Source organism: Mycobacterium shinjukuense (genome assembly GCF_010730055.1).
In the GTDB taxonomy this organism is placed as follows: Bacteria; Actinomycetota; Actinomycetes; order Mycobacteriales; family Mycobacteriaceae; genus Mycobacterium; species Mycobacterium shinjukuense.
In genome coordinates, this window is sequence record NZ_AP022575.1 from 4,004,213 (window position 1) to 4,030,219 (window position 26,007).

A 26,007-nucleotide genomic window follows, 5' to 3' on the forward strand; every position below is an offset into this window, starting at 1 on the left:
CCAGCAGCACCGCCGCCGCCCGACCGCAGGCGCTGCCGCAACCGGTGGATCCGGCGATGCGTCGGCCATGCTTGCCGGGTAGGCCCGTCGTTTGACGTGCCGCGGCCCCGGTGGAACCATGGATACGCGGGCACTTCGCTCAGCGAGGCGCCTACCAGCCGAAACCTCGGGAGGAACGCGTTCGACGGCTCGCCCGCCGGGTCATTCGCTTCCGGTTCCCTACAGGTGAAGGTGGCGACACCCGCGGGTGTCCTGGCCGTGAGGAGGTGAGGGCGAGATGAGTCCCAGCGATAGTTCCTATCCGAAATCCGTCTTGTCCCGATCCGGCACCGGCATCTATCGCGTCGGCTGAAATTCTCGGACATTCGCCGTTGGTAGTTCACCGGGCCGACACGCTCTGACTGACGCCAATCGGGCCTCCGAGAGGAGCAAATCATGGCTTTTGTTGTTGCACAACGAGTCACCCGTGTCACAGGTAGCGGGCGGTCGTTGCTGCGTGCGGGTCGGCGCCTGACGGACAGGTTGCGCGCGGCGCGCAACCTGACCGCCGAGCGCCGTGCCGACCGGTATGTGACGCGGATGCCGATCGCGGTGATCACCGCGTCGTTGGGCGGGCATCCGACGCCCGGTCCACCACGACCGTGAATCTGACGACGGCCCAGCGGCCTTGGATTCAGGCGGTCGCTGCAACAAAAGTGGACGGGTCTGAGAGTAGTCGGTCGAGTTCTTCGGCGGGGGTGCGCCAGCCGAGACGTTTGCGGGGTCGGGCGTTGAGTTCGGCGGCGACGTTGTCGAGGATCCCGGGTCCGTGGAAGGACAGGTCGGTGCCTTTGGGGAAGTACTGGCGAAGCAGGCCGTTGGTGTTCTCGTTGGTGCCGCGTTGCCAGGGGCTGTGTGGGTCGCAGAAGTAGATCGGCAGCCCGGTGGCCTCGGTGATCTTGGTGTGCAGCGCCATCTCGGCGCCTTGGTCCCAGGTCAACGATCTGCGCAGGATTTCGGGGATGTCGGGGATCTTTGCGGTGATGGCCTCGGCGACGGTGGCGGCGGTGTGGTCACCGGGTAAGTGCAGCAGCATCACGAACCCGGTGGTGCGCTCCACCAGGGTCCCTATCGCCGAACCGCTGTTGGCGCCGATGATCAGGTCGCCTTCCCAGTGGCCTGGGATGGCCCGGTCGTCGGCCTCGGCGGGTCGCTCACTGATGTTGACCATGCCTGCCTTGAACCGGTTGCGGTCTTCTATATCTTTGCGGCCCTGCGGTTTTCGTTGCGTCCTTCCGGTGCGCAGCGCGGTCTTGACCTGCCGGGCCAGTTCCCCGCGGGGCTGGACGTACATTGCCTGGTAGATCGTCTCGTGTGACACCCACATCTCCGGATCGTCGGGGAAGTCCTCACGCAGCCGCCCGGCGATCTGCTCGGGGCTGTGCCGCTGCTGCAAGCGTCGCACAACCTCGGCCAACAGCGCCGGTTGGACTCCAGCTTGCGCGCCTTGGGGCGGGCGCGGTTGGCGTCAACGGCGTCCTGGGCGATGCGGGCACGGTACCCACAGCTCGTCGCCCCCCGGCATACCTCCCGACCAATCGTGGATGGATGCCGTCCCAACAGTCGCGCGGCCCCAGCCTGCGTATACCCCGCGACGAGTAGCTCCTCTAATCGGCAACGTTCGACAAACGACATCGACCGCGACGCCGCGTCGGGCTCTTCACCAGCAGGAATAGGTGTTCTCGGCACGTATCCAGCCTGATCGACCCAGCGCAGAGCGGTGTGCTCCGACACGCCGGCGATTACCGCCGCCTGCGTCGGCGTCGCCCCCGTGCGCAGCGCCTCCCAGAATGCATCCCTGACCTCGGCCGAGTACCGGATGCCGTAGTGCTTCGGATTGGTCTGATACCCCGCGGCCTTGGCCCATTTCCGGCCCGTCAAACCCGCCACCCCGGCCACCGTGGCCGCCGCCGTCGGTGATAGCCCCGATTGCAGCGCCTTCCAGAACTTCTCCCGCACCCCATCCGGCACCCGATCCCCCGGACCCCGAAACCCCGTCTGGTAACCCATGCAGCACCAACACCTCTCGGTCAGGTGTTGCAGCGATCACTTGAGGCTAAGGCCGTGTCCTGTCGTCAGTTTCACGGTCGGCGCAACACCGGGAGGGTAGCTAGCCGACCACCTCGATGGGATCGCCGATGGTGACGGCGTTGAAGTACCACGCGGCATTATCCGGGCTTAGGTTGATGCAGCCATGGCTGACATTGGCGTAGCCCTGTGAGTTCACCGACCACGGCGCCGAGTGCACGTAGACACCGCTCGAGGTGACGCGAACCGCGTAATGGGCGGTGATCAGATACCCGTCCGAGGAATTCAGCGGGATGCCGATGGTCCGCGAGTCCATCACGACGGTGCGCTCCTTGGACATGGCGTGAAAGCTACCGATCGGCGTCGGTCGGCTGGGCTTACCCATCGAGGCCGGCATGGTGCGAAGGACTTCCCCGTTTCTGCTGACGGTGAAGGTGTGCGCGGAAATGCTGGCAACCCCCAGGAGTTCATCACCGGTCTCGAAGCCTTCCGTCAGTTCCTGCACGGCCACCGAGATCCGGGCGTGCGGCGGCCAATACCTGTCCGGAACCCACTGCACCACAATGCTATTGATCCACTCGAAACGGCCGGTCATGTTGTGCGGTGAGCTGATGCGGATGCTACGCTCGGCGGCGCGGCGATCGGTCACCGGCGCGCTGAAGCTGACCACCACCGGGTGCGCCACGCCCACCACCGAGCCATTGGCCGGCAACACCGAAGCAACGGCCGGGGTCGGCACCGGTACCGCGACGGCACCGGTCGCGGGGTTGCCCGACCCGGCCGCGGCCAGCGCGGCGATCGCGGCCATAACGAACAGACAACGAACCACTCGACGCATGGCGCTCCCCCTTCGAGATGGTGCGATCAACTCAACGGCATTCTAGTTGCTATCTACCCAGCGCGGGCCGCAGCAAACAAATCCGGCTGTCGATGCGGCCCGGGTCGATCCGGCCTTCCAGCTGGCCATCGGTCGCGACGGTGGCCCGGGCCGCCGCGCCCGACCGCACCGGTCGGTGACGCCGTCCACTGTCTGGTGGGAACCCATCTGCGGCACCGGATTAGCCGCCCGGTAACCTCACCGACACCGGTGCCCGAGAGCCGAGGAGGTGCGGGTGCTCTTCCGCCAGCTGGAGTACTTCGTCGCGGTCGCGCAGGAGCGGCACTTCGCTCGGGCCGCCGAGCGATGTTACGTATCACAGCCCGCGCTGTCCTCGGCGATCGCCAAGCTGGAACGGGAACTCAATGTCACCCTGATCAATCGCGGCCACAGCTTCGAGGGCCTCACCCCCGAGGGCGAGCGGTTGGTGGTGTGGGCCAAGCGAATACTCGCCGAGCACGCCGCGTTCAAGGCCGAGGTGAACGCGGTACGGTCCGGCATCACCGGAACGCTTCGGCTGGGAACGGTGCCGACCGCATCGACCACGGCGTCCCTGGTGCTGTCGGCCTTCTGCTCCGCTCATCCGTTGGCCAAGGTGCAGATCCGTTCCCGGCTGGCGACCACGGAGCTGTACCGGCGGCTGCGCGACTTCGAGCTCGACGCCGTCATCGCGCACCGCGCACCCGCGGACGTGCCCGAGGTGGAGGTGGTGCCGCTCTACCAGGAGCACTACGTGCTGCTATTGCCGGCGGACATGCTGCCCCCGGGTGCGTCGACGCTGGCATGGCCGGACGTCGCTCAGCTGCCACTGGCATTGCTGACACCGGACATGAGCGACCGGCAGATCATCGACGGAGCCTTTGCCGACCACGGCGTCACGGTTAGCCCCCAAGTCGAAACCGATTCGGTCGCATCGCTATTCGCACAGGTCGCAACCGGCAACTGGGCCTGCATCATTGCGCACACCTGGCTGTGGACCACACCGTTGACCGGGCCCATGACCGGTCAGATCCGAGCGGTGGAACTCGTCGATCCGGTGCTGACGGCCCCGATCGTGCTCGCTACCAACGCCGTTGGGCCGGGCTCGCCCGTTGCCCGGGCGTTCATCGGCTGCGCGCAACGGCTCGCGCTGGAGGAGTTCTTCGAGGCCCAGTTGCGCGAAATCACCCGGCGGCGCTGACCCGGTGTGCTCCGGCGGCGGCCGCGCTGGTGGGGTTCAGGCCCGCCAGGTGTCCGCTCTCCACCCCGGCGCCGGGGTCGATTTCGCAGTCGATGATCGCTGGCCGGTTGGCCGCCAGCGACTCGGTCAGCGCGGCGGCCAGCTCGGACGCAGTGGTCACATGATATCCCTTGCCGCCGAAGGCCTCTGCGATCAGCTCGTGATGCGCGCCGGCGTTCAGCACGGTGGGCGCGGGATCCTTGTCGGCGCCGGCGGCGCCGGCGGCGATCTCGTCACCCCGATAGACACCGCCGTTGTTGAGGATCACCACGGTGACCGGCAGCCGGTAGCGGCAAACGGTTTCGACTTCCATGCCGCTGAATCCGAATGCGCTGTCACCCTCGATGGCGACGACCGGCCGGCCGGTCTCCACCGCGGCGGCGATGGCATAGCCCATGCCGATGCCCATCACGCCCCACGTTCCGGTGTCGAGCCGGTGTCGCGGCAACTGCATGTCGATGACGTTGCGGGCCAGGTCCAATGCGTTGGCGCCCTCGTTGACCACATAGACGTCCGGGTTGCGTTGCAGCACACTCCGTATCGCGCCGAGCGCGTTGTAGAACCGCATCGGGTGCGATGCTTCGGCGAGCCGCGCGCGCATCTTGGTGTTGTTTTGCGCCTTGCGATGGGCGAGTTGGCTGGTCCACGCCGGGGGTGTGACGATCGGATGCGCGGCCAGGCCGGCCAGCAGCGCCGCCATCACCGAACCGATGTCGCCATGTAGCGGTGCCGCGATCGGCCGGTTGCTGTCGAACTCCGACGCCTCGACATCGACCTGGATAAACTTGGCGTCGACCGACCATTGTGGCGACTCTCCGTGGCCGAGTAGCCAATTCAGCCGGGCACCGACCAGCAAGACCGCGTCGGCGCACCCGATTGCCAGCGATCGGGCCGCGGCCGCCGACTGCGGATGTGCATCCGGCAGCAGCCCTTTGGCCATCGACATCGGCAGGAAGGGCATGCCGGTGGCTTCCACAAATTCTCGAATCACGTTGTCGGCCTGAGCATATGCGGCGCCCTTGCCCAGCACGATCAGCGGCCGCCGCGCCCGCGCCAGCAGGTCCAGCGCGCGTTCCACCGCCGCCGGTGCCGGCGGCTGCCGCGGAGCCGGGTCGACGAGCCGCCAGACGGTGTCGGCGGCCGCCGAGGCATCCATGGCTTGGCCGAGCACGTCGCCGGGGATGTCGAGATAAACCCCGCCCGGGCGCCCGGAGATCGCGGTGCGGAGGGCGCGAGCGACACCGCGCCCGATGTCCTCGACGCGGCCGATCCGGTAGGCGTCCTTGACGACCGGCCGAGCCACGTTGAGCTGGTCGATCTCCTGGTAGTCGCCGCGCTGCAGGTCCACCACCGACCGCCGGCCGGATCCGGAGATCTGGATCATCGGAAAGCAGTTCGCGGTGGCGTTGGCTAGCGCCGGCAGGCCGTTGAGAAACCCTGGCCCGGAGGTCGTCAGGCACACCCCGGGGCGCGCCGTCAGGAACCCGGCGGCGGCGGCCGCATTGCCGGCGGACGCCTCGTGGCGGAAACCGATATAGCGGATCCCCGACGCCTGGGCGGTGCGGGCGAGGTCGGTGATCGGGATGCCGACGACCCCGTAGATGGTCTTAACGTCGTTGGCCTGCAGCGCGTCCACCACCAGGTGAAAACCGTCGGTCAGTCCAGTCGATGGTGCGGCCATGGTGGCGACTCCTCGGATGCGTGTCGGGTGCTTCGGCCATCTTTGATCGGGCACGCCAACCGTGTCCAAAACCGGCTCGCTATGTGGCGATACACGCCGGTTATCGACCGGTAGCGGATCGGTATTGGACAACCGGGGACGGTCACCGGCATGGTGCTGACCAGGCGCCCACGTGGCGCCGGGCTACGGAAAAGGAGCGCACCCGATGACATCGGAGTCGATCACCGGCGGAAAGGCGGTGGCGCAACCGTTCGGCGGGCAGCGGTCCGGTCAAGCGTCGAGCCCGCGCATCGCCGATCTGGTCGCGGCGGCCGCGACCCGGGCGCCGGAGGCCGCGGCGCTCGTCGTCACCCCCGATCGCACCCCGATCGGCTACCGCGACTTGGTCCGCCTGGTCGACGATCTGGCCGGGCAGCTGGCGCGGTCCGGCCTGCTGCCGGGTGATCGAGTGGCCCTGCGGGCGGGGAGCAACGCCGAATTCGTCGTCGCCTTGTTGGCGGCGTCGCGAGCGGACCTGGTGGTGGTTCCGCTGGATCCCGCGCTGCCCGTGGGCGAGCAGCGCGCCCGCTGCGACGCCGTCGGGGCGCGGGCGGTGCTCGTCGACGGTGACGGACCCGGCGACACGGCAGAGACGGGGATGCGGTGGTGGCCGATCGCGGTGACCGTCGGCGGCGGCGCCCCGTCGGTGCGGATGCTCGCGGCCGCGCGGCCGCACCCGGCCACCTCGACGCCGCAGGGGCTGCGACCCGACGACGCCATGATCATGTTCACCGGCGGGACCACCGGGCTGCCCAAGATGGTGCCCTGGACGCTCGCCAACATCGCCAGCTCGGTGCGCGCCATCATCGCCGGATACCGGCTGGGCCCGCAAGACGCGACGGTGGCGGTGATGCCGCTCTACCACGGCCACGGGCTGGTGGCCGCGTTGCTGTCGAGCCTGGCATCCGGCGGCACCGTGTTGCTGCCCGCCGGTGGACGGTTCTCGGCGCACACGTTCTGGGACGACATCGACGCGGTGCGGGCCACCTGGTACACCGCGGTGCCGACGATTCACCAGATTCTGTTGGAGCGCACGGCAACCGAGTCATCCGGCAGCAGGCGGGCCACCCTGCGTTTCATCCGCAGTTGCAGCGCGCCGCTGACCCCGCAGGCAGCGCTGGCGCTAGAAACCGAGTTCTCGGCGCCGGTGGTGTGCGCGTTCGGCATGACCGAGGCGACCCATCAGGTGACCAGCACAAGCCTCACTCGCGACGAAAGGCCCGCGTTATCACCCGGACTCGTCGGCAGGTCCACCGGACCGCAGATCCGCATCGTCGGGCCGGACGGGCGGCCGCTGCCGGCCGGTGCGGTGGGTGAGATATGGCTGCGCGGCCCCACTGTGGTGCGTGGCTACCTGGGTGATCCGAAGATCACCGCCGCGAACTTCACCGACGGCTGGCTGCGCACCGGCGATTTGGGCTCGCTGTCGCGGCACGGCGCCCTGACCATCCGCGGCCGGATCAAGGAGCTCATCAACCGTGGTGGTGAGAAGATCTCGCCGGAACGCGTCGAGGGCGTGCTGGCCGGCCACCCCAACGTCATGGAAGCGGCCGTGTTCGCCGTCCCGGACCCGATGTACGGGGAGACGGTCGCGGCGGTGATCGTGCCGCGTGCGGCGGCCCCCACCGCCGAAGAGCTCACGGAGCATTGCCGGGAACGGTTGGCGGCCTTCGAGATTCCCGCCGAGTTCCAGGTGGCAAGCGCGTTGCCGCACACGGCCAAAGGTTCGCTTGACCGTCGCGCCGTGGCCGAACAGTTCGGCCGCTAGTGGCTAGTCGTGGTTGTGGTCGTGGTTGTGGTCGTGGTGAACATGCGTGAAGCTTCCCCAAACGGCGCGCACGCCGGTCTCGCCGACGCGGTAGGTCTGCACCAGGGTGGCCGCGGCGGCGGCGATCACCACAATGACGACCGCCGCGTGCCAGGCCGACCTCACCGGACGTCCGCGCGCCCGCCGCAGCTGGACGATGGCCAGCATGGTGACGGCCAACACCAGTGCCCCAACGAAATAGGCCAACGTGTTGCCCAGCGAGCCGTGTCTATCGATGGCGGGCGACGCGCCGACCTCGCCCGCCAGCCAGGTACCCGAGCTGGCCGTCAACGGCGTCACGATCAGCGTCAGCGCGGCCAGCGCCAGGGTCAGCCAGATCAGTCGCTGGCGCGCCGCCGGCCACAGCGCACACATGATGGCCAGGATCGCCGCCAGCGGACCCAGCACCACGACCAGATGGTTGATCAGGATGTGCACCGGAAGCCCGTCGAGTGTCCACCCGGGACCGCGGCCGCCGTGTTCGTGGATTTTCCACGTCATTTCAAGGCCACTTCAGGCCGAAGCCTGCACCCGGGCCGCGGCAGCTTCGGGCATGGGCTCGTAGCGGACGAAGCTGCGGGTGAACGAGGCGGCCCCATGCGCCAGCGAGCGCAAGTCATTCGCGTATCGGGTCAGCTCGACCTGAGGCACCTCGGCCTTGACCACCGTGCGTTCGTGGCCCGCGGTTTCGGTGCCGAGCACTCGGCCGCGCCGACCGGACAGGTCGCCCATCACCGCGCCGACGAAATCGTCGGGCACTAGCACCGAGATTTCGTCGATCGGCTCCAGCAGGATCACCCTGGTCGCCGCCGCCGCCTCCCGTAACGCCAGTGCACCGGCCATCTGGAACGCGAAATCCGACGAGTCGACGCTGTGGGCCTTGCCGTCGAGCAGCGTGACCCGCAGGTCGACCACCGGGTAACCGGCGAGCACCCCCTTTTCCATTTGCGCCCGGATGCCCTTCTCCACGCTGGGGATGAATTGCCGCGGCACCGCCCCGCCGACCACCTTGTCGAGGAATTCGAACCCGGAGCCTTCCGGCAGCGGTTCCACTTCGATGTCGCAGACGCCGTACTGGCCGTGTCCGCCGGACTGTTTGACGTGCCGCCCATGGCCTTTGGCCTTGCCGGCGAAGGTCTCCCGCAGCGGTACCCGCAGCTCGACGGTGTCCACGCTGATGCCGTACCGGTTGGCCAGCGCGTCGAGCACCACCCCGGCGTGGGCCTCGCCCATGCACCACAGCACGATCTGATGTGTCTCCTGGTTCTGCTCGATCCGCAGGGTCGGGTCTTCGGCGGCCAGCCGGCCCAAGCCGACCGACAGCTTGTCTTCGTCGGTCTTGGCGTGCGCCTGCACCGCGATCGGCAGCAGCGGTTCGGGCATCGTCCACGGCTTGAGCACCAAGGGCTCGGATTTGTCCGAGAGCGTGTCACCGGTTTCGGCGCGACTGAGCCGGCCGATCGCGCAGATGTCGCCCGCCACCACGGCGGGTGCGGGGCGCTGTTGCTTGCCGAGCGGGAAGGAGAGCACCCCGATGCGCTCGTCCTCGTCGTGGTCGGGGTGGGTGTTCTTGCTCCCGTTGGCCCCGCCGAAAAAGGAGGAGAAATGGCCGGACACATGGACCGTCATGTCCGGCCTGATGGTTCCGGAAAACACCCGGACCAGGCTGATCCTACCGACGTAGGGGTCGGAGGTGGTCTTGACCACCTCGGCAAGCAACGGCCCGTCCACGTCGCAGGCCAGCGTGGCGTGTGCGGCGCCTTGTGGGGTAAAGACCTCCGGCAGCGGATGTTCCCGCGGTGACGGGAATCCGCGGGTTGCGACCTCCAACAGTTCCAGCGTGCCGACACCGGTGCCGGCGCATACCGGGATCACCGGGAAGAACGAGCCCCGGGCGACGGCTTTCTCCAGATCCTGGATCAGCACCGACTCGTCGATCGCTTCCCCGCCGAGGTAGCGGTCCATCAACGACTCGTCCTCGGACTCCTCGATGATCCCTTCGATGAGGGAGCCGCGTGCCTCCTCGATCCGATCGGCCTCGGCTGGATCCGGCGGGCGCGTGGTCCGGTTGCCGCCGGAATAGCTGTAGTGGGTTTGCGACAGCAGTCCAGTCAGGCCGTCATCGGTCGGCAGGTAGAGCGGTAACACCTTGTCACCGAATGCGTTTTGGGCAGCTGTGAGCGCTTCGGGATAGTTTGCCCGGGCATGGTCGAGCTTGGTGATCACCACCGCGCGTGGCATGCCGACCTGGCTGCATTCCTGCCAGAGGGACTTTGTCGGCTCGTCGACGCCCTCGTTGGCCGCGATGACGAACAGCGCGCAGTCGGCAGCACGCAACCCGGCCCGCAGTTCGCCGACGAAGTCGGCGTACCCGGGTGTGTCGACGAGGTTGACCTTGATGCCGTCGTGCGCCAGGGAAGCCACCGCCAGGCCGACCGAGCGTTGCTGGCGGATTTCGGCGTCGTCGAAGTCGCAGACCGTGCTGCCGTCGGCGATGGAACCCGGTCGAGACAGCACGCCGGCCGCGACCAGGAGGGCCTCGACGAGGGTGGTCTTGCCGCCGCCCGACGGTCCCACGAGAACCACATTGCGAATGGCATCTGGACCGTCAGCGGTGGGAGCCGCCCCAGCGGCCTGGGCAGCATTCACTCTGTCGGCCATGACTTACCTCCAGTTCTCCCAGGGTGCCCGCCCAGTGACGTCGGCGGTGTGTTCCAGCCCACAGGACGCATTAGCAACTTTTCCCCCAACGGCCGCCCAGCACAAGGCCCGGCCGACGCGTCGCCGGTTTGGCAGCCAGGCCCGGCCGCTTCGGCGGGGCGAATCGGATCGGTGTGGCTTTCAGGTGCGGTCAAGCGTGCCAGCTTGACCAGCGCCGCACGGCGACGGCGATGACCGGGCCGTTCAACGGAACCGATTGGTACTGAGCGTATTTGGTGCGCAGCAGCCGGTATCCGGTGTGCATCGCCGCGTCGTCGCGATGAATGGTCGCGACACCGTCGGCGCGGACCCACCACAACGTCGTCCAATCATCGGCGTAGTGATCGACGAGCACGCTGGCCTGGGGATTGTGCTCGATGTTGCTGAGCCGTCGCAGCCGCTGGGTGGTTTTCGGCTTGGCGTCCACCGCGGTGTAGACGACGTCCTGGTCGACCGCGAATACCACCGGCACCAGGTGCGGTGTGCCGCCCGGTGTGACGGTGGCCAATCGGGCGACCGGGGCCTGCGCAAAGCTGGCCTTCGGGTGGAATTCCGCCACGGCGCCAGCCTAGAGCGGCGGCGGGCGGTGCCATCGGGCCGGGCTGTGCGGGGTCCGTGACAGCTATCGTGGATTACGGTGATATAGACAAAGTCGTGCCGCCCGGACCCTGAGGCTGGGACAATGCGGAGTCTTATCCGAATGCAGGAGGTTACGGGATGAGCAAATCGCGCCACCGTTTAGCCAGGTGGTCATGGTTGGTCGCGGTGTTGGCTGTTGTGTTCGGTTTGGGCGTGGCGACGGCGCCGGTGCCCGGGCACGCGGCGCCGCTGAAGGATTTCCCCTCGCTGCCGCTCGACCCGTCGGCGGCGGTCGCCCAGGTGGGCCCGCAGGTGGTCAACATCAACACCAAGCTGGGCTACAACAACGCGGTGGGGGCCGGGACCGGCATCGTCATCGATCCCAACGGTGTCGTGCTGACCAACAACCACGTGATCTCCGGTGCCACCGATATCAGCGCGTACAGCGTCGGTGACGGCCGCACCTACGGTGTCGACGTGGTCGGTTATGACCGCACCCAAGATGTCGCGGTATTGCAGCTTCGAGGCGCCACTGGCCTGCCCACCGCCACCATCGGTGGCGGGGTCGCCGTCGGCGAGCCGATCGTGGCGTTGGGCAACACCGGTGGCCAGGGCGGCACGCCGCGTGCGGTGCCCGGCCGGGTGATCGCGCTGGGCCAGACCGTGCAGGCTTCCGACGCCTTGACCGGCGTCGAAGAGACGCTGAACGGGTTGATTCAGTTCGACGCCGCGATCGCCCCGGGCGACTCGGGCGGGCCCATCGTCAACGGCCTGGGACAGGTCGTCGGCATGAACACGGCCGCTTCGGAAAACTTCCAGCTGTCCCACGGCCAGGGCTTTGCCATTCCGATCGGTCAGGCGATGGCGGTCGCCGGGCAGATCCGCTCCGGCGCCGGGTCGCCCACCGTGCACATCGGGCCCACGGCCTTCCTCGGCCTAGGTGTCGTGGACAACAACGGCAACGGCGCCCGGGTGCAGCGCGTGGTGGGCAGCGCTCCCGCCGCGTCGATCGGGATCGCCACCGGCGATGTGATCACCGCGGTCGACGGTGCACCCATCAACTCGGCGACCGCGATGTCGGATGCGCTCAACGGCCATCACCCCGGGGACGTGATCTCGATTAGCTGGACGTCCAAATCCGGGGTTGCGCGCACCGAGAACGTGACCTTGGCCGAGGGGCCGCCGGCCTGATCACCGCGTGAGCACTCCCCGCTGGCAGGCCAATTCGTTTGGTGTGGACCGTGATTGGGCCGTGACTCGCGGGCTCGAGTCGGGTATCCCTGGCATCGTGGAACCGATGAACGACGCGGCAGCCGCCGTCCGGGGCGATTCAGCGCACCGTCCCGCGCAGGGCAGCCATGTCGAAGGGGGAGTGGTCGAGCACCCGCAGGCCAAGGACTTCGGCAACGCCGCGGCGCTGCCGGCGGACCCAACCTGGTTCAAGCACGCCGTCTTCTACGAGGTGCTGGTCCGGGCCTTCTTCGACGCCAGCGCCGATGGCTGTGGGGATTTGCGCGGGCTCATCGACCGGCTGGACTACCTGCAGTGGCTGGGCATCGACTGCATCTGGCTGCCGCCGTTCTACGACTCGCCGCTGCGTGACGGTGGCTACGACATCCGGGACTTCTACAAGGTGCTGCCCGAATTCGGTACCGTCGATGATTTCGTCGCGCTGGTCGATGCCGCACACCGACGGGGCATCCGCGTCATCACCGACATGGTGATGAACCACACCTCCGAGTCGCACCCGTGGTTCCAGGAGTCACGCCGGGATCCCGAGGGGCCATATGGTGATTACTACGTCTGGAGCGACACCAGCGACAAGTACGCCGAGGCCCGGATCATTTTTGTCGACAGCGAGGAATCCAACTGGACATTCGATCCGGTGCGTCGCCAGTTTTACTGGCACCGGTTCTTCTCCCACCAGCCGGACCTCAATTACGCGAACCCGGCCGTGCAGGAAGCGATGATCGACGTGCTGCGCTTTTGGCTCGGTCTGGGCATCGACGGGTTCCGCTTGGACGCGGTGCCCTACCTTTTCGAACGTGAGGGCACCAACTGCGAGAACCTGCCCGAGACGCACGCCTTCCTCAAGCGCGTCCGCAAGGTGGTGGACGACGAGTTTCCCGGCCGCGTGCTGCTGGCCGAGGCCAACCAGTGGCCGGGCGACGTCGTGCAGTACTTCGGCGATCCCAGCACCGGCGGCGACGAATGCCACATGGCGTTCCACTTCCCGCTGATGCCGCGCATCTTCATGGCGGTCCGCCGGGAGTCGCGTTTTCCGATCTCGGAGATCCTGGCGCAGACGCCACCCATCCCCGATATGGCTCAGTGGGGGATCTTCCTGCGCAACCACGACGAGCTGACCCTGGAAATGGTCAGCGACGAGGAACGCGACTACATGTATGCGGAATACGCCAAGGATCCGCGGATGAAGGCGAACGTCGGCATCCGCCGCCGCCTGGCGCCGCTGCTGGAGAACGACCGCGATCAGATCCAGCTGTTCACCGCGCTGCTGCTTTCACTGCCCGGCTCGCCGGTGCTCTATTACGGTGACGAGATCGGCATGGGCGACGTCATTTGGCTGGGGGACCGCGACGGGGTGCGGACTCCGATGCAGTGGACACCGGACCGCAACGCCGGATTCTCCACGGCGAACCCGGGCCGGCTCTACCTGCCGCCGAGCCAGGATCCCGTGTACGGCTACCAGGCGGTCAACGTCGAGGCGCAGCGGGACACCTCGACCTCGTTGCTCAACTGGACCCGCACCATGCTTGCGGTGCGCCGCCGCCACCGGGCATTCGCCGTCGGGACCTTCCAGGAGCTGGGAGGCTCCAACCCGTCCATCCTGGCGTTTGTGCGGGAGACCCCGGCCGACGGCGGCGCCGCCGAGCGGGACTTGGTGTTGTGCGTCAACAACTTGTCGCGGTTTCCGCAGCCCATCGAGCTCAACCTGCAGGAGTGGAACAACTACACACCGGTCGAGCTGACCGGCCATGTGGAGTTTCCGCGCATCGGGCATTTGCCCTATTTACTGACCCTTCCCGGACACGGGTTCTACTGGTTTCAGTTGTCGGCATCCGAGGAGGAGCGGCGCCCATGACCCACTCGGCCGCGCTGCCCGCCAAGCTGCCATGGTCGGATTGGCTTCCGCAGCAGCGTTGGTATGCGGGACGCGGCCGCGAACCGTCCGCGGCCGAGCCCGCGGTGGTGGTGCCGTTGCGGGACGGACTTGACCTGGCACTGGTCGACGTTGTCTACGCCGACGGCTTCACGGAGCGTTACCAGGTGCTCGTCGGGTGGGACGCCGAGCCGGTCTCGGGGTACGGCGCGCTGGCCACCATCGGTGTTGCGGACGGCCGCACGGCTTGCGACGCGCTCTATGACGCCACGGCACCCCAATTTCTGCTGTCGCTGATCGCCAGGTCGGCCGGACGCGGCTCGGCGGGCGCCGAAGTCACCTTCGCCCGGGAGCCCGACGTCGAACTGCCCGTGGAGGCGTATCCACGAGTTTGCGACGCCGAGCAGACCAACACCAGCGTGATCTTCGATCGCGGGGTCATTCTCAAGGTGTTCCGCCGGCTGCGCGCGGGCATCCATCCCGATATCGAGCTCAACCGAGTGCTCGGGCGCGCCGGCAACCCGCATGTGGCGCGGCTGCTGGGCACCTACGAGATCGCGTGGCCCGGTGGGGGGCCGGATGACTCCCCGGGCGCGGCGTGCCCGCTGGGGATGGCGACCACGTATGCGGCCAATGCCGCCGAAGGCTGGGCGATGGCCACCACCAGCGTGCGTGACCTGTTCGCCGAGGGCGACTTGTACGCGCACGAGGTCGGCGGCGATTTCGCCGGTGAGTCGTATCGGCTCGGCGAAGCCGTCGCCTCCGTGCACGCCACGCTGGCCGACAGCCTCGGCACCGCGCAGGCGACGTTCCCGGTGGACAAGGCGCTGCGGCGACTGTCGTCAGCCGTGGCGGCCGTGCCGGACCTGGGCGGCTACGCGGCGACGATTGCCGAGCGATTCGCCAAGCTCACCGACGAGCCGATCACCGTTCAGCGGGTCCACGGGGATCTGCACCTGGGCCAGGTGCTACGCACGCCGGAGACCTGGCTGCTGATCGACTTCGAAGGTGAGCCGGGACAGCCCCTCAGTGAGCGGCGGGCGCCGGATTCGCCGTTGCGTGACGTGGCCGGCGTGTTGCGCTCCTTCGAATACGCCGCCTATGGGCCGCTGGTGGACCAGGGCGGCGACAAGCAGTTGGCCGCGCGCGCCCGGGAATGGGTGCAGCGCAACCGCACCGCGTTCTGCGACGGATATGCGGCCGCATCCGGGACCGACCCGCGGGAGTCGGCGCTGCTGCTGACCGCCTACGAACTCGACAAGGCGGTCTACGAGACGGGCTATGAGGCGCGGCATCGGCCAGGATGGTTGCCGATTCCCCTCCGTTCGATTGCTCGCTGGACCACTGATTAACGCGGGTCACCGGGGCGGCGGTGCGCTGCGGCTGCGCCTGGCCGGGGCCCACTGAGCAACTCTGTCACATTCGTCACTTGAGTCTCTGTTTTGGTGAGCATGCGAAGTGCCCGCCTTGTAGCGACAGCCAACACAATCGATGAGGAGCGTCTCGGTCGCGTCTACGTCTCGGTCGCCGCACACCCTCTGGAAGCCCGGGTGTCGCGCTGAGGCGCGCACAATGAGCATCCTGTCCCGCAGCGGCCAATGTTGCCGATGTGACAACACGCTACGGTGGCCCGCATGGCGCCCGATAGGGCTGTTTTTGACCAGCTCAGGCGACATCCCAGAGATTCTGGAACCTCAAGTCCGGCAACCAGCTACTGGTTACCCTAGCCTTCGCGGACGGCCAATGAAGCATCGGCGGCAGCGCTGGCCGTTACGCTGCCGCCGATGCTGGCCGGGCTTTCGAGCGGTGGCTCCTATGCGGCGCCGCCGGCTCCGCCGGCACCGCCGTTGAGCACCTGCTGGATGTCGGACTTCATGGCAACCAATTGCTGGTTCCAATACGGCCATGAGTGGGTGCCGTTCGACGGGAAGTCGAACACCCCGTTGCGCCCGCCCGAGGCGGCGTAGGTGTCCCGGAACGTCTGGTTGGTACGCAAGGTGAGCCCTTCCAGGAACTTCGCCGGCATGTTGTCGCCGCCCAGGTCGCTGGGTGTGCCGTTACCGCAGTAGACCCAGATCCGGGTGTTGTTGGCGACCAGCCGCGGAATCTGGACCATCGGGTCGTTGCGCTTCCACGCCGGGTCGGTGGACGGCCCCCACATGCTGTTGGCGTTGTACCCGCCCGAGTCGTTCATCGCCAGGCCGATCAAGGTCGGCCACCAGCCCTCGGATGGGTTGAGGAAGCCCGACAATGACGCCGCGTACGGGAACTGCTGCGGGTAGTACGCGGCCAGGATCAACGCGGAACCACCCGACATCGAAAGGCCCACTGCCGCATTGCCGGTCGGCGAAATGCCCTTGTTGGCTTGCAGCCAGGCGGGCATCTCTCTGGTCAGGAATGTCTCCCACTTGTAGGTGTAGCTTTGGCCGTTGCTCTGCGACGGCTGGTACCAGTCGGTGTAGAAGCTGGACTGGCCGCCGACCGGCATGATCACCGAGAGGCCGGACTGGTAGTACTCCTCGAATGCCGGGGTGTTGATGTCCCAGCCGTTGTAATCGTCCTGCGCGCGCAGGCCGTCGAGCAGGTAGACCGCATGCGGTCCGCCGCCCTGAAACTGGACTTTGATGCTGCGGCCCATCGACGGGGACGGCACCTGCAAGTACTCCACCGGAAGACCGGGCCTGGAGAACGCCGCGGCGGTCGCCGAGCCGCCGACGGCGCAGACGAGACCGGACAACAGGGCAGCCCCTGCGGCCGCGATAGCCAGCCGGCGCGACATGGCCGCCGCCGCGCCACGCAACCTGCGCACCTCTTCGAAGAACGACATTGCTCCCTACCCATCCCAACTTTCATCTGCCGCATGACGCGGTCGATTCTGTATCGGTTGAATCTTTCGGGGTTGAATCCTTCAGGGGAGAGTGAAGCACAGGGAGACAGCGGAATTCGGTTGTCGCGGCCGCGGCGCTAGGTCGCGGTTGGCTAACGATTGAGCGTCGACCCGGAATCGTCACATTCTGGCCACTGTTGGCTGGTCCGACTTGGTGGAGGATGGCGCTGGTCGACATGGGTGTCGGCAATCAACAGCAGCCGCATGGGTTCTATGCTTACCCGCGAGCAGAGGAGACCGCCATACGCACCTTCGAGTCCGTTGCCGACCTGGCCGCCGCCGTCGGCGAGGCGATCGGGCAGAGCGACTGGGTGACGATCCGCCAAGACGAGGTCAACCTATTTGCCGACGCGACGGGCGATCACCAATGGATCCACGTCGACCCGCAACGGGCGGCTTCGGGTCCCTTCGGCACGACGATCGCCCATGGGTTCATGACCCTGGCGTTGCTCCCGCGGCTGCAACAGCAGATCTACACCGTCAAGGGCATCAAGCTCGCAATCAACTACGGCCTCAACAAAGTCCGCTTCCCGGCGCCCGTGCCGGTCGGTTCTCGGGTGCGTGCGACCAGCTCGCTGGTCGGGGTCGAGGACCTCGGCGACGGTGCCGTACAGGCGACCGTGTCGACCACCGTGGAGGTGGAGGGATCGGCCAAACCGGCGTGTGTGGCTGAGAGCATCGTGCGCTACATCTCGTAGTAGCGCGAGCAGACGCAAAAGCCCCCATTTCGTGCCCGAATTGGGTGCTTTTGCGTCTGCTCGCGGGTCAGAATTCGGCGATCGCGTGTTCGAGGCTTTCGGCCAGCCTGGCCGCGGCTTCCGCGCGCCGCGTCGGAACGTGCTGTGAGGGAAAGGGCGTGGTCACCGGCTGGTATTCACGTAGCGTGCGACGAGCGACCGTCATCTTGTGCAGCTCCGTGGCACCATCGGCGATACCGAGTGATTCGGCGGCCACCATCATCTTGACGAACGGCATCTCATCGGAGACACCCAGGGCACCATGCAGGTGCATCGCCCGTTGCACGACATCGTGGAGCACCTGAGGCATCGCGACCTTCACCGCGGCGATGTCCCGGCGCACCTTCTGATAGTCCTGATGCTTATCGATCAGCCAAGCGGTGCGCAGCACCAACAGCCGGAACTGCTCGATCTGGATCCAGCTGTCGGCAATCTTCTCCTGGGTCATCTGCAAATCCGCCAGTTTGCCATGCCTGGTCTTGCGCGATACCGCACGCTCGCACATCATGTCGAATGCTTTGCGTGCCAACGCAATCGTGCGCATCGCGTGATGAATGCGGCCGCCGCCGAGCCGAGTCTGCGCGATCATGAATGCCCGGCCTTCGCCGCCGAGCAGGTGATCGGCCGGCACCCGGACATCGTGGTAGTGCACATACCCGTGACTGGCATGGTCCGATGGTTCTGTCCCCACACCGACATTGCGCACGATCTCGATGCCCGGTGTCTCGGCCGGAACGATGAACAGTGACATCTTCTCGTGCGTACGCGCCTCGGGGTTGGTGACGGCCATGACGATGAAGAACGACGCGTGCCTGGCGTTGGTGGAAAACCACTTCTCCCCGTTGATGATCCAGCCCCCGTCTGCCGAGGCGTCGCGGGTGGCGGCCGTGACGAACAGCCCTGGATCGGAACCACCCTGCGGCTCGGTCATCGAATAGCAGGAGGTGATCTCACCGTCGAGTAGCGGTTGCAGGTAACGCGCCTTCTGCTCGTCGGTGCCGAACAGCGCCAGGATCTCGGCATTGCCCGAGTCCGGTGCCTGACAACCGAACACCGACGGCGCCCACCGGGAGCGCCCGATGATTTCGTTGAGCAACGCGAGCTTGACCTGACCGAACCCCTGACCTCCGAGTTCGGGACGCAGATGCGCGGCCCAGAGTCCCTGGTCCTTGACCTGCTGCTGTAACGGCCGCAGGATCGCCATTACCTTGGGATTCCTCTTGTCGTATGGATTAGGGGCGACCAGATCGAGCGGTTCCAGCTCCTCGACCATGAATCGTTCCACCCAGTCCAGCTTGGCCTGGTATTCCGGGTCCGTTTCGAAGTCCCACATCGTCGGCACCGTTCCCCGGCGCGCCGTCGCACCGGCATCGTTGATGGAGCCATCCTAGATGCGGGAGAAACCCGGACCCCCGGCCTCGACCGGGCGCTGTGCACCGCACGCGCCTGCCCAAATACACCATGACTGCAGCCGCCAAGAAGGCCACCCGACGGCGAGGCCGGCCACCCATGGGACATTCCCCGGTCAGCGAAGATCGCGTTCTCGAGGTGGCCTGCATGCCTTCGCCACCCAGGGCTATCACGGGGTGTCGCTGCGGGCGTTGGCCAACGAGTTGGGGATCAGCCACAACCTGTTGCACCAACAATTCAACGGTCTTTTCAGAACACGCAGCCCAGGTCACTGACATCCTGCTCAACGGTGTGCTGGCGTATCAGGGGCGGCGTGGCCGCGCCGCCATCAGCTGCCTCGGCCGCCCCGTGTTCGCTGAACCACACGACCACCTGACCGGGAGCGGGAGCACCGGACGTGGCGCGACGCTGCGCCGGGGTGTCGCTCAGCGATACCCGAGCTTGAGAAGAACCCGGGTGCTGAAGGCGCGATCGGCGGCCGTGGGTAGCGCGAAGTCGAGGCCATCGGCCACCCGGTTGATCGTGTTGAACAACGCGCAGACCTCGATGGCGTCGCGGATGGCGTCCGGGCTGACGCCGGCGTCGAGCACCGCGCGCATATCGGCTGGGCCCACCTCGTCGGGCCTGCGAGTGAGCTTCTCCAACAGTCCTAGGGTGGCCTTCACCTTGTCGTCCACATCGGCTGTGCGCCAATCGGTTACCACCGCGACCGTGAGGGCGGGGTCGAGGACGCTTGACGCCACCGCCTGGTGGGTGGTGGCGCAGAACTGGCAGCGGTTGCACGCCGACACAAACGCCGCGAATAGCTCCCGCTCGCCGATCGTCCACGGCGACGGGCCCCGGAGCACGGCCTGAGCGAGTTGGAAGAACGGCTTGCCGAAAAACCGCGGCCGGTAATAGCGCACCTTGATGATGTCGGGCACGTCGCGGCCGGTGACCAGTCGCATCAGCGCCAACGCAAACCGGCCGGCACCTCGTCCGTGGGCGACGTTGTGCAGCCTCATCGCAGGACCTCGTTGAGCGCGGTCAAACCCGCCCGCAGCCGGGTGTCACCGGCACCGAGCGCGGCGGCGACAGTCAGTTCGAATATCTGGTCGTCGGAATGGCCGGCACGGTGTAACGCCTCGATGTCGCTGTCCTGCACTCGGTAGGCGTGCCGGCGCAGCTTGTCCAGGTATCCGTTAAGCGGTTCCGCTAGGCCGTCCGCGCGGTAGGCGGCCCGGCGCAGGCCGGCATCCGCGGTGGCCGGGCCGTCAAGAACCACATGGCGAAGCGCCGATCGCAACTGTGGGTGTCGATCCTCCATGAGACGTGTCGCATCCTCTCCTCCGCTGTAACCCTAGGCGCGCGACGGGAGATCTCGCAGCGGAGAGCGGGGCGGAGCGGGGCGCCCGCCGCCGCAGGTTTAGGGCCTAGTGCTCAGTAGTGCTCTAGCAGCGGTAAACCAGGTCCATGATCTGTGGCAACGCTTCCCGGGCCGCGATCCGGCCGGCCTCTCGGGCACGGTCGATCTGGTGGTACTCCATCAATCCGACGCCGACCGGGTTGGGCTTGATCACCAGGTCGGCCTGAGCCAGCACCTCCGCGGACGCCATCGCGCTGCTGATTGTCATGGTGCGCAGCAGGGTGTCGGTGAGGCCGGGCACCCGTGGTTTGCCGCGGCGATGGCTGCCGGAGGCGGGGCTAGGGTTTCCGCCGGAGGCCACGTTCACCGCGATCAGCGGGCCGTCCTTGCCCACCAGCGTGGTGACCGGCACGTTGTCCAACACCCCACCATCGACGTGCAGGGTGCCGTCGTAGGGCATCGGCGCATACAGGAACGGCAGCCGCATCGAGCAGCCGACAACGTCGGCGACCAGCCCACGGCGGTGCACGACGGGCCGCCGGGCCAGCAGGTCGACGCTGACGCAGCGGAAGTGCTTGGGCAGCTCCTCCACCAACCGGTCTCCGAAGATGGTGCGCAGGGAGGCCCGGGTGCGCCTGCCGCGGATGAGCCCCTTGCTCGGCAGGGTGTAGTCGCCATGGCTCTTGCGCACGAAGTGTTCATAGATTTGCGCGTCCACACCGGCGGCGTCCAGGCCGCTGGCGGCCAGAGCGGCGATGATTGCCCCCATGCTGGTGCCGGCGAACCGGTCGACGGTAACCCCGGCGGCCTCCAACTCCTCCAGCACGCCGAGGTGGGCACACGCCCGTGCGGCGCCCCCGCTGAGCACCAGCCCGACCGAACGCCCCGCGATGCGCGCGGCGAGCACGCGCAGGTCAGCGGCGGCGCGCGTGCGGCGGACCGGATGCGTCGACCTCGGCGTGATCAACACCTCCCAGGCACGCCGGTGCTCCCGGTCGCCGGGTGGTCCCGCCAGCACCAGGTCAGCGCCGGCCGCTCGGGCCGGCAGCGGTGCTCGAGGCGGGGCGGGGTTGCCGGCGACCAGCACCACGCGGTCGGCGACGCGCAAACAGAAGTTGCGCCAGTGCAGGTCATCGACCGACGCGTGTAACACCACCCGGTCGGCGACCCGCTCGGCGCGTTCCAACCCGTCGCGGTCGACCCGGCCGGGGGCGATCGCGCGCAGCCAAGGCGACAGCGCCGCGCACAATTGGGTGGCCACCATCGCCACCGGGGCACAGGTGTCCGCGCCGATGACCGCGATCACGACCTCGGGCGTTGTCCGCTGGGAGGCGGTGCGGGTCTGGTGCTGCCGTATGGCCAGTACCCCCGCCAGTGCCCCGAGCACGCCGGCGTCGGCGGTCTTGTGGAATTCGGCCTTGGTCACGCGCACCAGGGAGGAGTCACGCACGGCGCGAACCGTCGCGGAGCGGGGCGCGCCGAGCAGCACCCCGAGCTCGCCGACCACCTGGCCGCGGCCCAGCTCGGCGACCACGTCGTCCCGCCCGCCGTCGCCGTCGAGCACCTGCAGGCGACCGCGCAGCACCACATACAGCGCATCGGACACATCGCCGGCGCGGAACAAGTACGAACCCGCCGCCAGCTCAACCTGCTGCGCGTGCGGTCGGGCACACCGCAGGGCCGCCAGCATGTCGACCTCGGGGGACGCCTTGGGCATCGGGACCACCCCCGCGGCCGGCGTGGAGACCCGCGCGGGTCGCGGCGGTTGCGACCGCAACGGAGCGACCGGCGGCGCGGGTGGGGATGCCACCGCCGCCGCGGGGACCGGACGGATGCGGCCCAGCGACACCGCGCCGACCGCGACCGCCGCGAAGCAGATCGCGGCCATCGCCCATCCGCGGCGCAACGCCTCCTCGGCCGCCCCAGGTGCCGGGGTGCCGATCAGGACCACCAGCAGCGCGACGCCGATGACGGCACCCACCTGGCGGATGGCGCCGATCACCGCCGAAGCGGTGGCGTAGCTGCCGCCCGCGGCCAACCCGGCCAGAGCTGCGCTGCTGAGCAGCGGTAACGTGGCGCCCACGCCGATTCCTTGCAGGATCTGGCCGGGCAGCCATTCACCGAGAAAGTTGGGCTGGGACCCGACAACCTCGAGGTACCACAGCAGGCTGGCAACCCAGGTCAGCGCGCCGACGCCGACGATCAGCCGATAGCCGTGCCGGTCGGCGACCCGGCCAAGCAGCGCCGCAACGACCGCGGCGATCAGCGCGGCGGGGGCCACCGCCAGGCCGGCCTGCAGCAGCGTGTAGTCCCACACGTAGGTCAGGAACAGCACGTGCGTCAGCAGGTAGCCGTAGAAGCCCGCGCTGGCGATGGCGGTGAGCCCGCTGCCGGCCACGAACGAGCGGACGCGCAACAGCGTGGGCTCGACCAGCGGCGCCGGGTGCCGTCGTGAGCTGATGACAAACCCGACCATCGCGACCGCCGCGGCCCCCAAGGACACGCTGGCCGGCGGGCTGGCCCACCCCCAGTCCGGTCCCTTGATCAACCCCAGCGTCAGCAACCCCAACGCGATGGCCAGCAGCGCCGCGCCACGCAAGTCGGGCACCCGCCGACGTCCGGAGGCGCGGCTTTCCACCAGCGCCCGCCGAGCCGCAAGCACGGCCACCACTCCCAGCGGAAGGTTCACCAAGAACACCCACCGCCAGCTCAACGCCTCAACGAGGGCACCTCCGATCGGCGGGCCCAGGCCCGCGGCGATGGCCCCCGCCGCACCCCAAAGGTTGACCCCGTGCGCTCGCTTCCCGGCCGGGAAGGCCTCGACGACCAGCCCCAACGATGCCGGGACCAGAACCGCCGCGCTGATGCCCTGCAACACCCGAAACGCGACCAGCTGCCCGACGCTATCGGCGACCGCGCACAGGCCGGACGCCACCGTGAACAACACGACGCCACAGATGAACATCCGCTTGCGGCCCAGCAGGTCGGCGAGCTTGCCGGCGGCCACCAGGAACGCGGCGAAGACGATGTTGTAGGCGTTGAGCACCCAGGACAGGTCACTGATGTCGCTGTGGAAATACCGTTGAATGTCGGGGAACGCGACGTTGACGATCGTGGAGTCTAGGAAAGCGAGGAAGGCACCAAACGCCGCGACCAGCAGCACCGCGGCCGAGGAGGGCTGGCGGCGCCGGGTGAGTGGGGCCGCGGCGCGACGGCCTCGTCCGCCGGGTTCGACGGGCCCGGTGTCTCCGACGGGCCCCGCCTTGGTGGTGGGTAGGGTGTCGACGGTCATGGTGCGCTCCAGGTTGGGGTTGGTGGGGTAGGGCGATGGTGTGGCGACGCCGCGGGTGCAACGGTGGACTTGCTGCGCAACAAATCTCGTTGGTTGTCAGGCGGCTGCGCCGGAGTTCGGCGGCGGTGCCACCACCATCGATCCAGCCGCCGCAGCACCGCGAATGGGGCGGGATCACGGAAGTCGATCCGCAGTCGCGGCGTGGCGCCGGACGCCGCCACGCCGATGATCTGGTGGGCGGCCAAATAGCCAGAACTTGCGGCCTTTTCCATGGTGGGAACAAACAACGTCAACTCGGGTGAATAGATCGCTTCACCGGCGAGAAAGAGGTTGGGCACGTCCGTGCAGATGCCCGGAGATCGGTGCCGAGCACCGGGCATCAAGATGGTCAGCGGCGAGAAATTGACCATGCGCTTGCCATCCGCCGGAGCCGAGGCAAGATGCGGAGGCAGCACGCTGGCCAGCCTTTCGTAGTCGGCCTCGTCGAGGTGCGTCAGCTCATGATCGATCCGCCAACCCTGGATGTGCGACCGATCGAGGCCGCACTGCGCCAGGCACTCGGTCACGATCTGCTCGGGCGTGCATGCCGTCAGCGGCCGATGGAAAACCGGACCGGGCCTGTCCACATCACTCCAGGTGATGGACAGCACGTAGTTGGTTCCTTCCGGCAGCCAGACGTTTCGCCAAAAGCCGCGCCCCTGCAGAACGGAGACCAGGGACCACTCGCTCTGCACATGCGCGATGACCACGCCGGGGCGGATGAACGACGGCCACGTCGGGGGGATGTCACGCAGAAAGCACTGGATTCCGTTCGACGCCTCGAGCGCGATGGCATGCTGCCGCGCGAGTTGCGGAAGATGCCGCGTGACAGGATCGGATTTGGTCATCTCACGCAGCGTCAGATAGGGAACAGCGAGAATGGCGTAGTCGCAGGCGAATCTGCGGCCATCGGCCGCCAGCAGCGCGGTGACCCGGCCGTCCCCGAACTCGAGACCGCTGACACGCGTGCCGAAATGCATGTCGACGCCGAGATTTCGTAGGTGACGAATCCAGGGATCGACCATGCGCTCGCTGGTCGGTCCATCCATCATCATGATCGAGGGCAGCTTGACGTCGTTGAGGGCTTGCGGGCAAGTGCTTTTCAGGCGAAACAGCCCCTTGAGAACGATGGGAGCGATCGCCGCCGCTTCCGCGCTCGGGCGCGCCGCGACGTAAATGCGCGGCAAGGCGGCAAAGAATTCCTGCGCCTGGCGAGATTTGCGGCTGAACCGCAGATAGTCGCCGTATGAGATGTTGCTCAGCTCGGCGAAGAGTCGTTCCCTGCACATCCACAGCAGGCGTAGATGCGCGTAGAGGTAGTGGATCACCTCGACGGGCGCCAGTCCTCGTTGGGCCAGACCGACGATCACCAACGGGGTCCGCGACAGAATCCGGCCTAGCTGCCGAACCGGTTCAATCGCCCGGTCAACGATTCGCGCGAAGGTCGACCGCCCACGTTTCAACGGAACGGGCGCGGCCACTCGGCCAATCACGGCCCGTTCGGCAGCCGAAACCAGGCTCACGCCAACCAGATTGTCCAACACTGTCATGCCATCCTCGGTGGGGATGCGTGAGAATAGGGTCAGCAGGGTCTGATAGGAGTCCGTATAGACCCGCAAGCTGTGCTCGGTCGGGTGACCATCCGGGAGGCGAAGACTCTTGGCCTTGCCCCCGGCTTCGGGTGCGGCTTCGCACAACGTGACCCGCACGCCGGCTTCGGCCAACAGCATGGCGGCAGCCATCCCCGCGATGCCGGCACCGGCGATGACGACGTGCGGTTCGGTAGACTTTGGCGGATTCATGCGGTCTCCTGACGAAGAAGGTCAGCCGGCCCGCTCGCCGGCGCGGGGTGTAGCCTTTGCCCGGGTAGCGAGCCGAAGGCCGCCGGCAGCGGTGCCGCTGTCGATGCGGGCAGGCGAGCTGGCCTCGGTGGGGCGTCTGCGTCGTCTGCGTGCTGGCGCCGTCGGCCCGGGCTGCCCGGCCCGGCGTCCAAAGCGGGTGGAGCACTGGCGCAGACGGTTAGCACGGTGAGGGTGGCTCCAGTTCCCGTTCTTGTGAGAGGTGGTGCTGGTCAGGGCATGCGGCTAGCCGAATAAACCTGCGCGGCAGGGTGGTGTGTGCTCAGCGAGCGTTCGTCGGTTTGGTCGGCGCGGACGTGTTCAGTCGATCGTGTGCTCGGTCCGGAAGATGAGGGCGAGTCTTCGACC

The 26,007-nt window shown here is 67.6% G+C and carries 19 protein-coding genes and 2 pseudogenes; 8 read left to right on the forward strand and 13 right to left on the reverse strand.

All coding sequences use genetic code 11. The features are described from left to right. Positions 1 to 435 precede the first annotated feature (435 nt). Positions 436 to 645 carry a hypothetical protein gene (locus G6N20_RS18080; RefSeq protein WP_083050416.1) on the forward strand — a complete coding sequence of 70 codons (210 nt, stop codon included), beginning with the start codon at positions 436 to 438 and terminating at the stop codon, positions 643 to 645. Between the two features lie 28 nt (positions 646 to 673). Here G6N20_RS18080 and G6N20_RS18085 read toward each other — a convergent pair. From G6N20_RS18085 to G6N20_RS18090, 3 genes and pseudogenes are all read right to left on the reverse strand, one after another. After that, positions 674 to 1,860 (reverse strand): annotated as a pseudogene (locus G6N20_RS18085) (IS30 family transposase). An 88-nt stretch (positions 1,861 to 1,948) separates the two neighbouring features. Next, a pseudogene (locus tag G6N20_RS21500) lies at positions 1,949 to 2,062 on the reverse strand (hypothetical protein); the annotation flags it as partial. An 87-nt stretch (positions 2,063 to 2,149) separates the two neighbouring features. Further along, on the reverse strand, positions 2,150 to 2,905 hold the full coding sequence (locus G6N20_RS18090) for a L,D-transpeptidase (protein WP_083048957.1): 756 nt from the start codon (positions 2,903 to 2,905) through the stop codon (positions 2,150 to 2,152). Positions 2,906 to 3,179: 274 nt separating this feature from the next. Here G6N20_RS18090 and G6N20_RS18095 point away from each other — a divergent pair, with 274 nt between their 5' ends. Then, positions 3,180 to 4,124, forward strand: a complete 945-nt coding sequence (locus G6N20_RS18095; protein WP_083048983.1) for a LysR family transcriptional regulator — start codon at positions 3,180 to 3,182, stop codon at positions 4,122 to 4,124. Here the strand turns inward: G6N20_RS18095 and oxc are convergent. Continuing rightward, entirely contained in the window at positions 4,108 to 5,844 is a 1,737-nt protein-coding gene (gene oxc / locus G6N20_RS18100) for an oxalyl-CoA decarboxylase (RefSeq protein ID WP_083048955.1), read from the reverse strand. The genes G6N20_RS18095 and oxc overlap by 17 nt on opposite strands. A 205-nt stretch (positions 5,845 to 6,049) precedes the next feature. Here oxc and G6N20_RS18105 point away from each other — a divergent pair, with 205 nt between their 5' ends. After that, the gene (locus G6N20_RS18105) at positions 6,050 to 7,651 is read left to right on the forward strand and encodes a FadD7 family fatty acid--CoA ligase (RefSeq protein ID WP_083048980.1); all 1,602 of its coding nucleotides are present in this window, start codon (positions 6,050 to 6,052) and stop codon (positions 7,649 to 7,651) included. 3 nt (positions 7,652 to 7,654) lie between these two features. On the opposite strand, the gene G6N20_RS18110 is transcribed toward G6N20_RS18105, so the two are convergent. From G6N20_RS18110 to G6N20_RS18120, 3 genes are all read right to left on the reverse strand, one after another. Beyond that, on the reverse strand, positions 7,655 to 8,191 hold the full coding sequence (locus G6N20_RS18110; RefSeq protein WP_083048952.1) for a DUF2231 domain-containing protein: 537 nt from the start codon (positions 8,189 to 8,191) through the stop codon (positions 7,655 to 7,657). A gap of 12 nt (positions 8,192 to 8,203) precedes the next feature. Further along, the gene (locus G6N20_RS18115; protein ID WP_083048951.1) at positions 8,204 to 10,351 is read right to left on the reverse strand and encodes an elongation factor G-like protein EF-G2; all 2,148 of its coding nucleotides are present in this window, start codon (positions 10,349 to 10,351) and stop codon (positions 8,204 to 8,206) included. Between the two features lie 190 nt (positions 10,352 to 10,541). Further along, the gene (locus G6N20_RS18120; RefSeq protein WP_083048948.1) at positions 10,542 to 10,949 is read right to left on the reverse strand and encodes a TIGR03668 family PPOX class F420-dependent oxidoreductase; all 408 of its coding nucleotides are present in this window, start codon (positions 10,947 to 10,949) and stop codon (positions 10,542 to 10,544) included. A gap of 158 nt (positions 10,950 to 11,107) precedes the next feature. Here G6N20_RS18120 and G6N20_RS18125 point away from each other — a divergent pair, with 158 nt between their 5' ends. The 3 genes from G6N20_RS18125 to G6N20_RS18135 all read left to right on the forward strand — a co-directional run bounded on the left by G6N20_RS18125 (position 11,108) and on the right by G6N20_RS18135 (position 15,442). Next, positions 11,108 to 12,160, forward strand: coding sequence for a S1C family serine protease (locus G6N20_RS18125; protein ID WP_083048945.1), 1,053 nt, complete (start codon positions 11,108 to 11,110; stop codon positions 12,158 to 12,160). Between the two features lie 106 nt (positions 12,161 to 12,266). Continuing rightward, positions 12,267 to 14,072 (forward strand): maltose alpha-D-glucosyltransferase, encoded by a 1,806-nt coding sequence (treS, locus tag G6N20_RS18130; RefSeq protein WP_083048977.1) that lies wholly within the window; start codon positions 12,267 to 12,269, stop codon positions 14,070 to 14,072. Continuing rightward, a complete protein-coding gene (locus tag G6N20_RS18135) occupies positions 14,069 to 15,442 on the forward strand; it encodes a maltokinase N-terminal cap-like domain-containing protein (RefSeq protein ID WP_083048942.1) in 1,374 nt (457 codons plus the stop codon). Before treS ends, G6N20_RS18135 begins: the two co-directional genes overlap by 4 nt. Positions 15,443 to 15,903: 461 nt before the next feature. On the opposite strand, the gene ag85C is transcribed toward G6N20_RS18135, so the two are convergent. Beyond that, the gene (gene ag85C / locus G6N20_RS18140; protein ID WP_083048939.1) at positions 15,904 to 16,917 is read right to left on the reverse strand and encodes a diacylglycerol acyltransferase/mycolyltransferase Ag85C; all 1,014 of its coding nucleotides are present in this window, start codon (positions 16,915 to 16,917) and stop codon (positions 15,904 to 15,906) included. 302 nt (positions 16,918 to 17,219) lie between these two features. Between ag85C and G6N20_RS18145 the strand changes: the two genes are divergently transcribed. Continuing rightward, positions 17,220 to 17,675, forward strand: coding sequence for a MaoC family dehydratase (locus G6N20_RS18145; RefSeq protein ID WP_083048974.1), 456 nt, complete (start codon positions 17,220 to 17,222; stop codon positions 17,673 to 17,675). Positions 17,676 to 17,742: 67 nt separating this feature from the next. Here G6N20_RS18145 and G6N20_RS18150 read toward each other — a convergent pair whose 3' ends face one another. Beyond that, entirely contained in the window at positions 17,743 to 19,047 is a 1,305-nt protein-coding gene (locus G6N20_RS18150; RefSeq protein ID WP_083048971.1) for an acyl-CoA dehydrogenase family protein, read from the reverse strand. A gap of 58 nt (positions 19,048 to 19,105) precedes the next feature. Between G6N20_RS18150 and G6N20_RS22320 the strand changes: the two genes are divergently transcribed. After that, positions 19,106 to 19,399 (forward strand): TetR family transcriptional regulator, encoded by a 294-nt coding sequence (locus tag G6N20_RS22320; RefSeq protein WP_083048937.1) that lies wholly within the window; start codon positions 19,106 to 19,108, stop codon positions 19,397 to 19,399. Positions 19,400 to 19,549: 150 nt separating this feature from the next. Here G6N20_RS22320 and G6N20_RS18160 read toward each other — a convergent pair whose 3' ends face one another. From G6N20_RS18160 to G6N20_RS18175, 4 genes are all read right to left on the reverse strand, one after another. After that, on the reverse strand, positions 19,550 to 20,128 hold the full coding sequence (locus tag G6N20_RS18160) for a peroxidase-related enzyme (RefSeq protein WP_083048934.1): 579 nt from the start codon (positions 20,126 to 20,128) through the stop codon (positions 19,550 to 19,552). Then, positions 20,125 to 20,430: a hypothetical protein gene (locus tag G6N20_RS18165; RefSeq protein WP_083048932.1), complete on the reverse strand. Its 306-nt coding sequence runs from the start codon at positions 20,428 to 20,430 to the stop codon at positions 20,125 to 20,127. Before G6N20_RS18165 ends, G6N20_RS18160 begins: the two co-directional genes overlap by 4 nt. A 124-nt stretch (positions 20,431 to 20,554) precedes the next feature. Beyond that, on the reverse strand, positions 20,555 to 23,761 hold the full coding sequence (locus G6N20_RS18170; RefSeq protein WP_083048929.1) for an MFS transporter: 3,207 nt from the start codon (positions 23,759 to 23,761) through the stop codon (positions 20,555 to 20,557). Then, positions 23,758 to 25,602, reverse strand: coding sequence for an FAD-dependent oxidoreductase (locus G6N20_RS18175; RefSeq protein ID WP_083048927.1), 1,845 nt, complete (start codon positions 25,600 to 25,602; stop codon positions 23,758 to 23,760). Before G6N20_RS18175 ends, G6N20_RS18170 begins: the two co-directional genes overlap by 4 nt. Positions 25,603 to 26,007 lie beyond the last annotated feature (405 nt).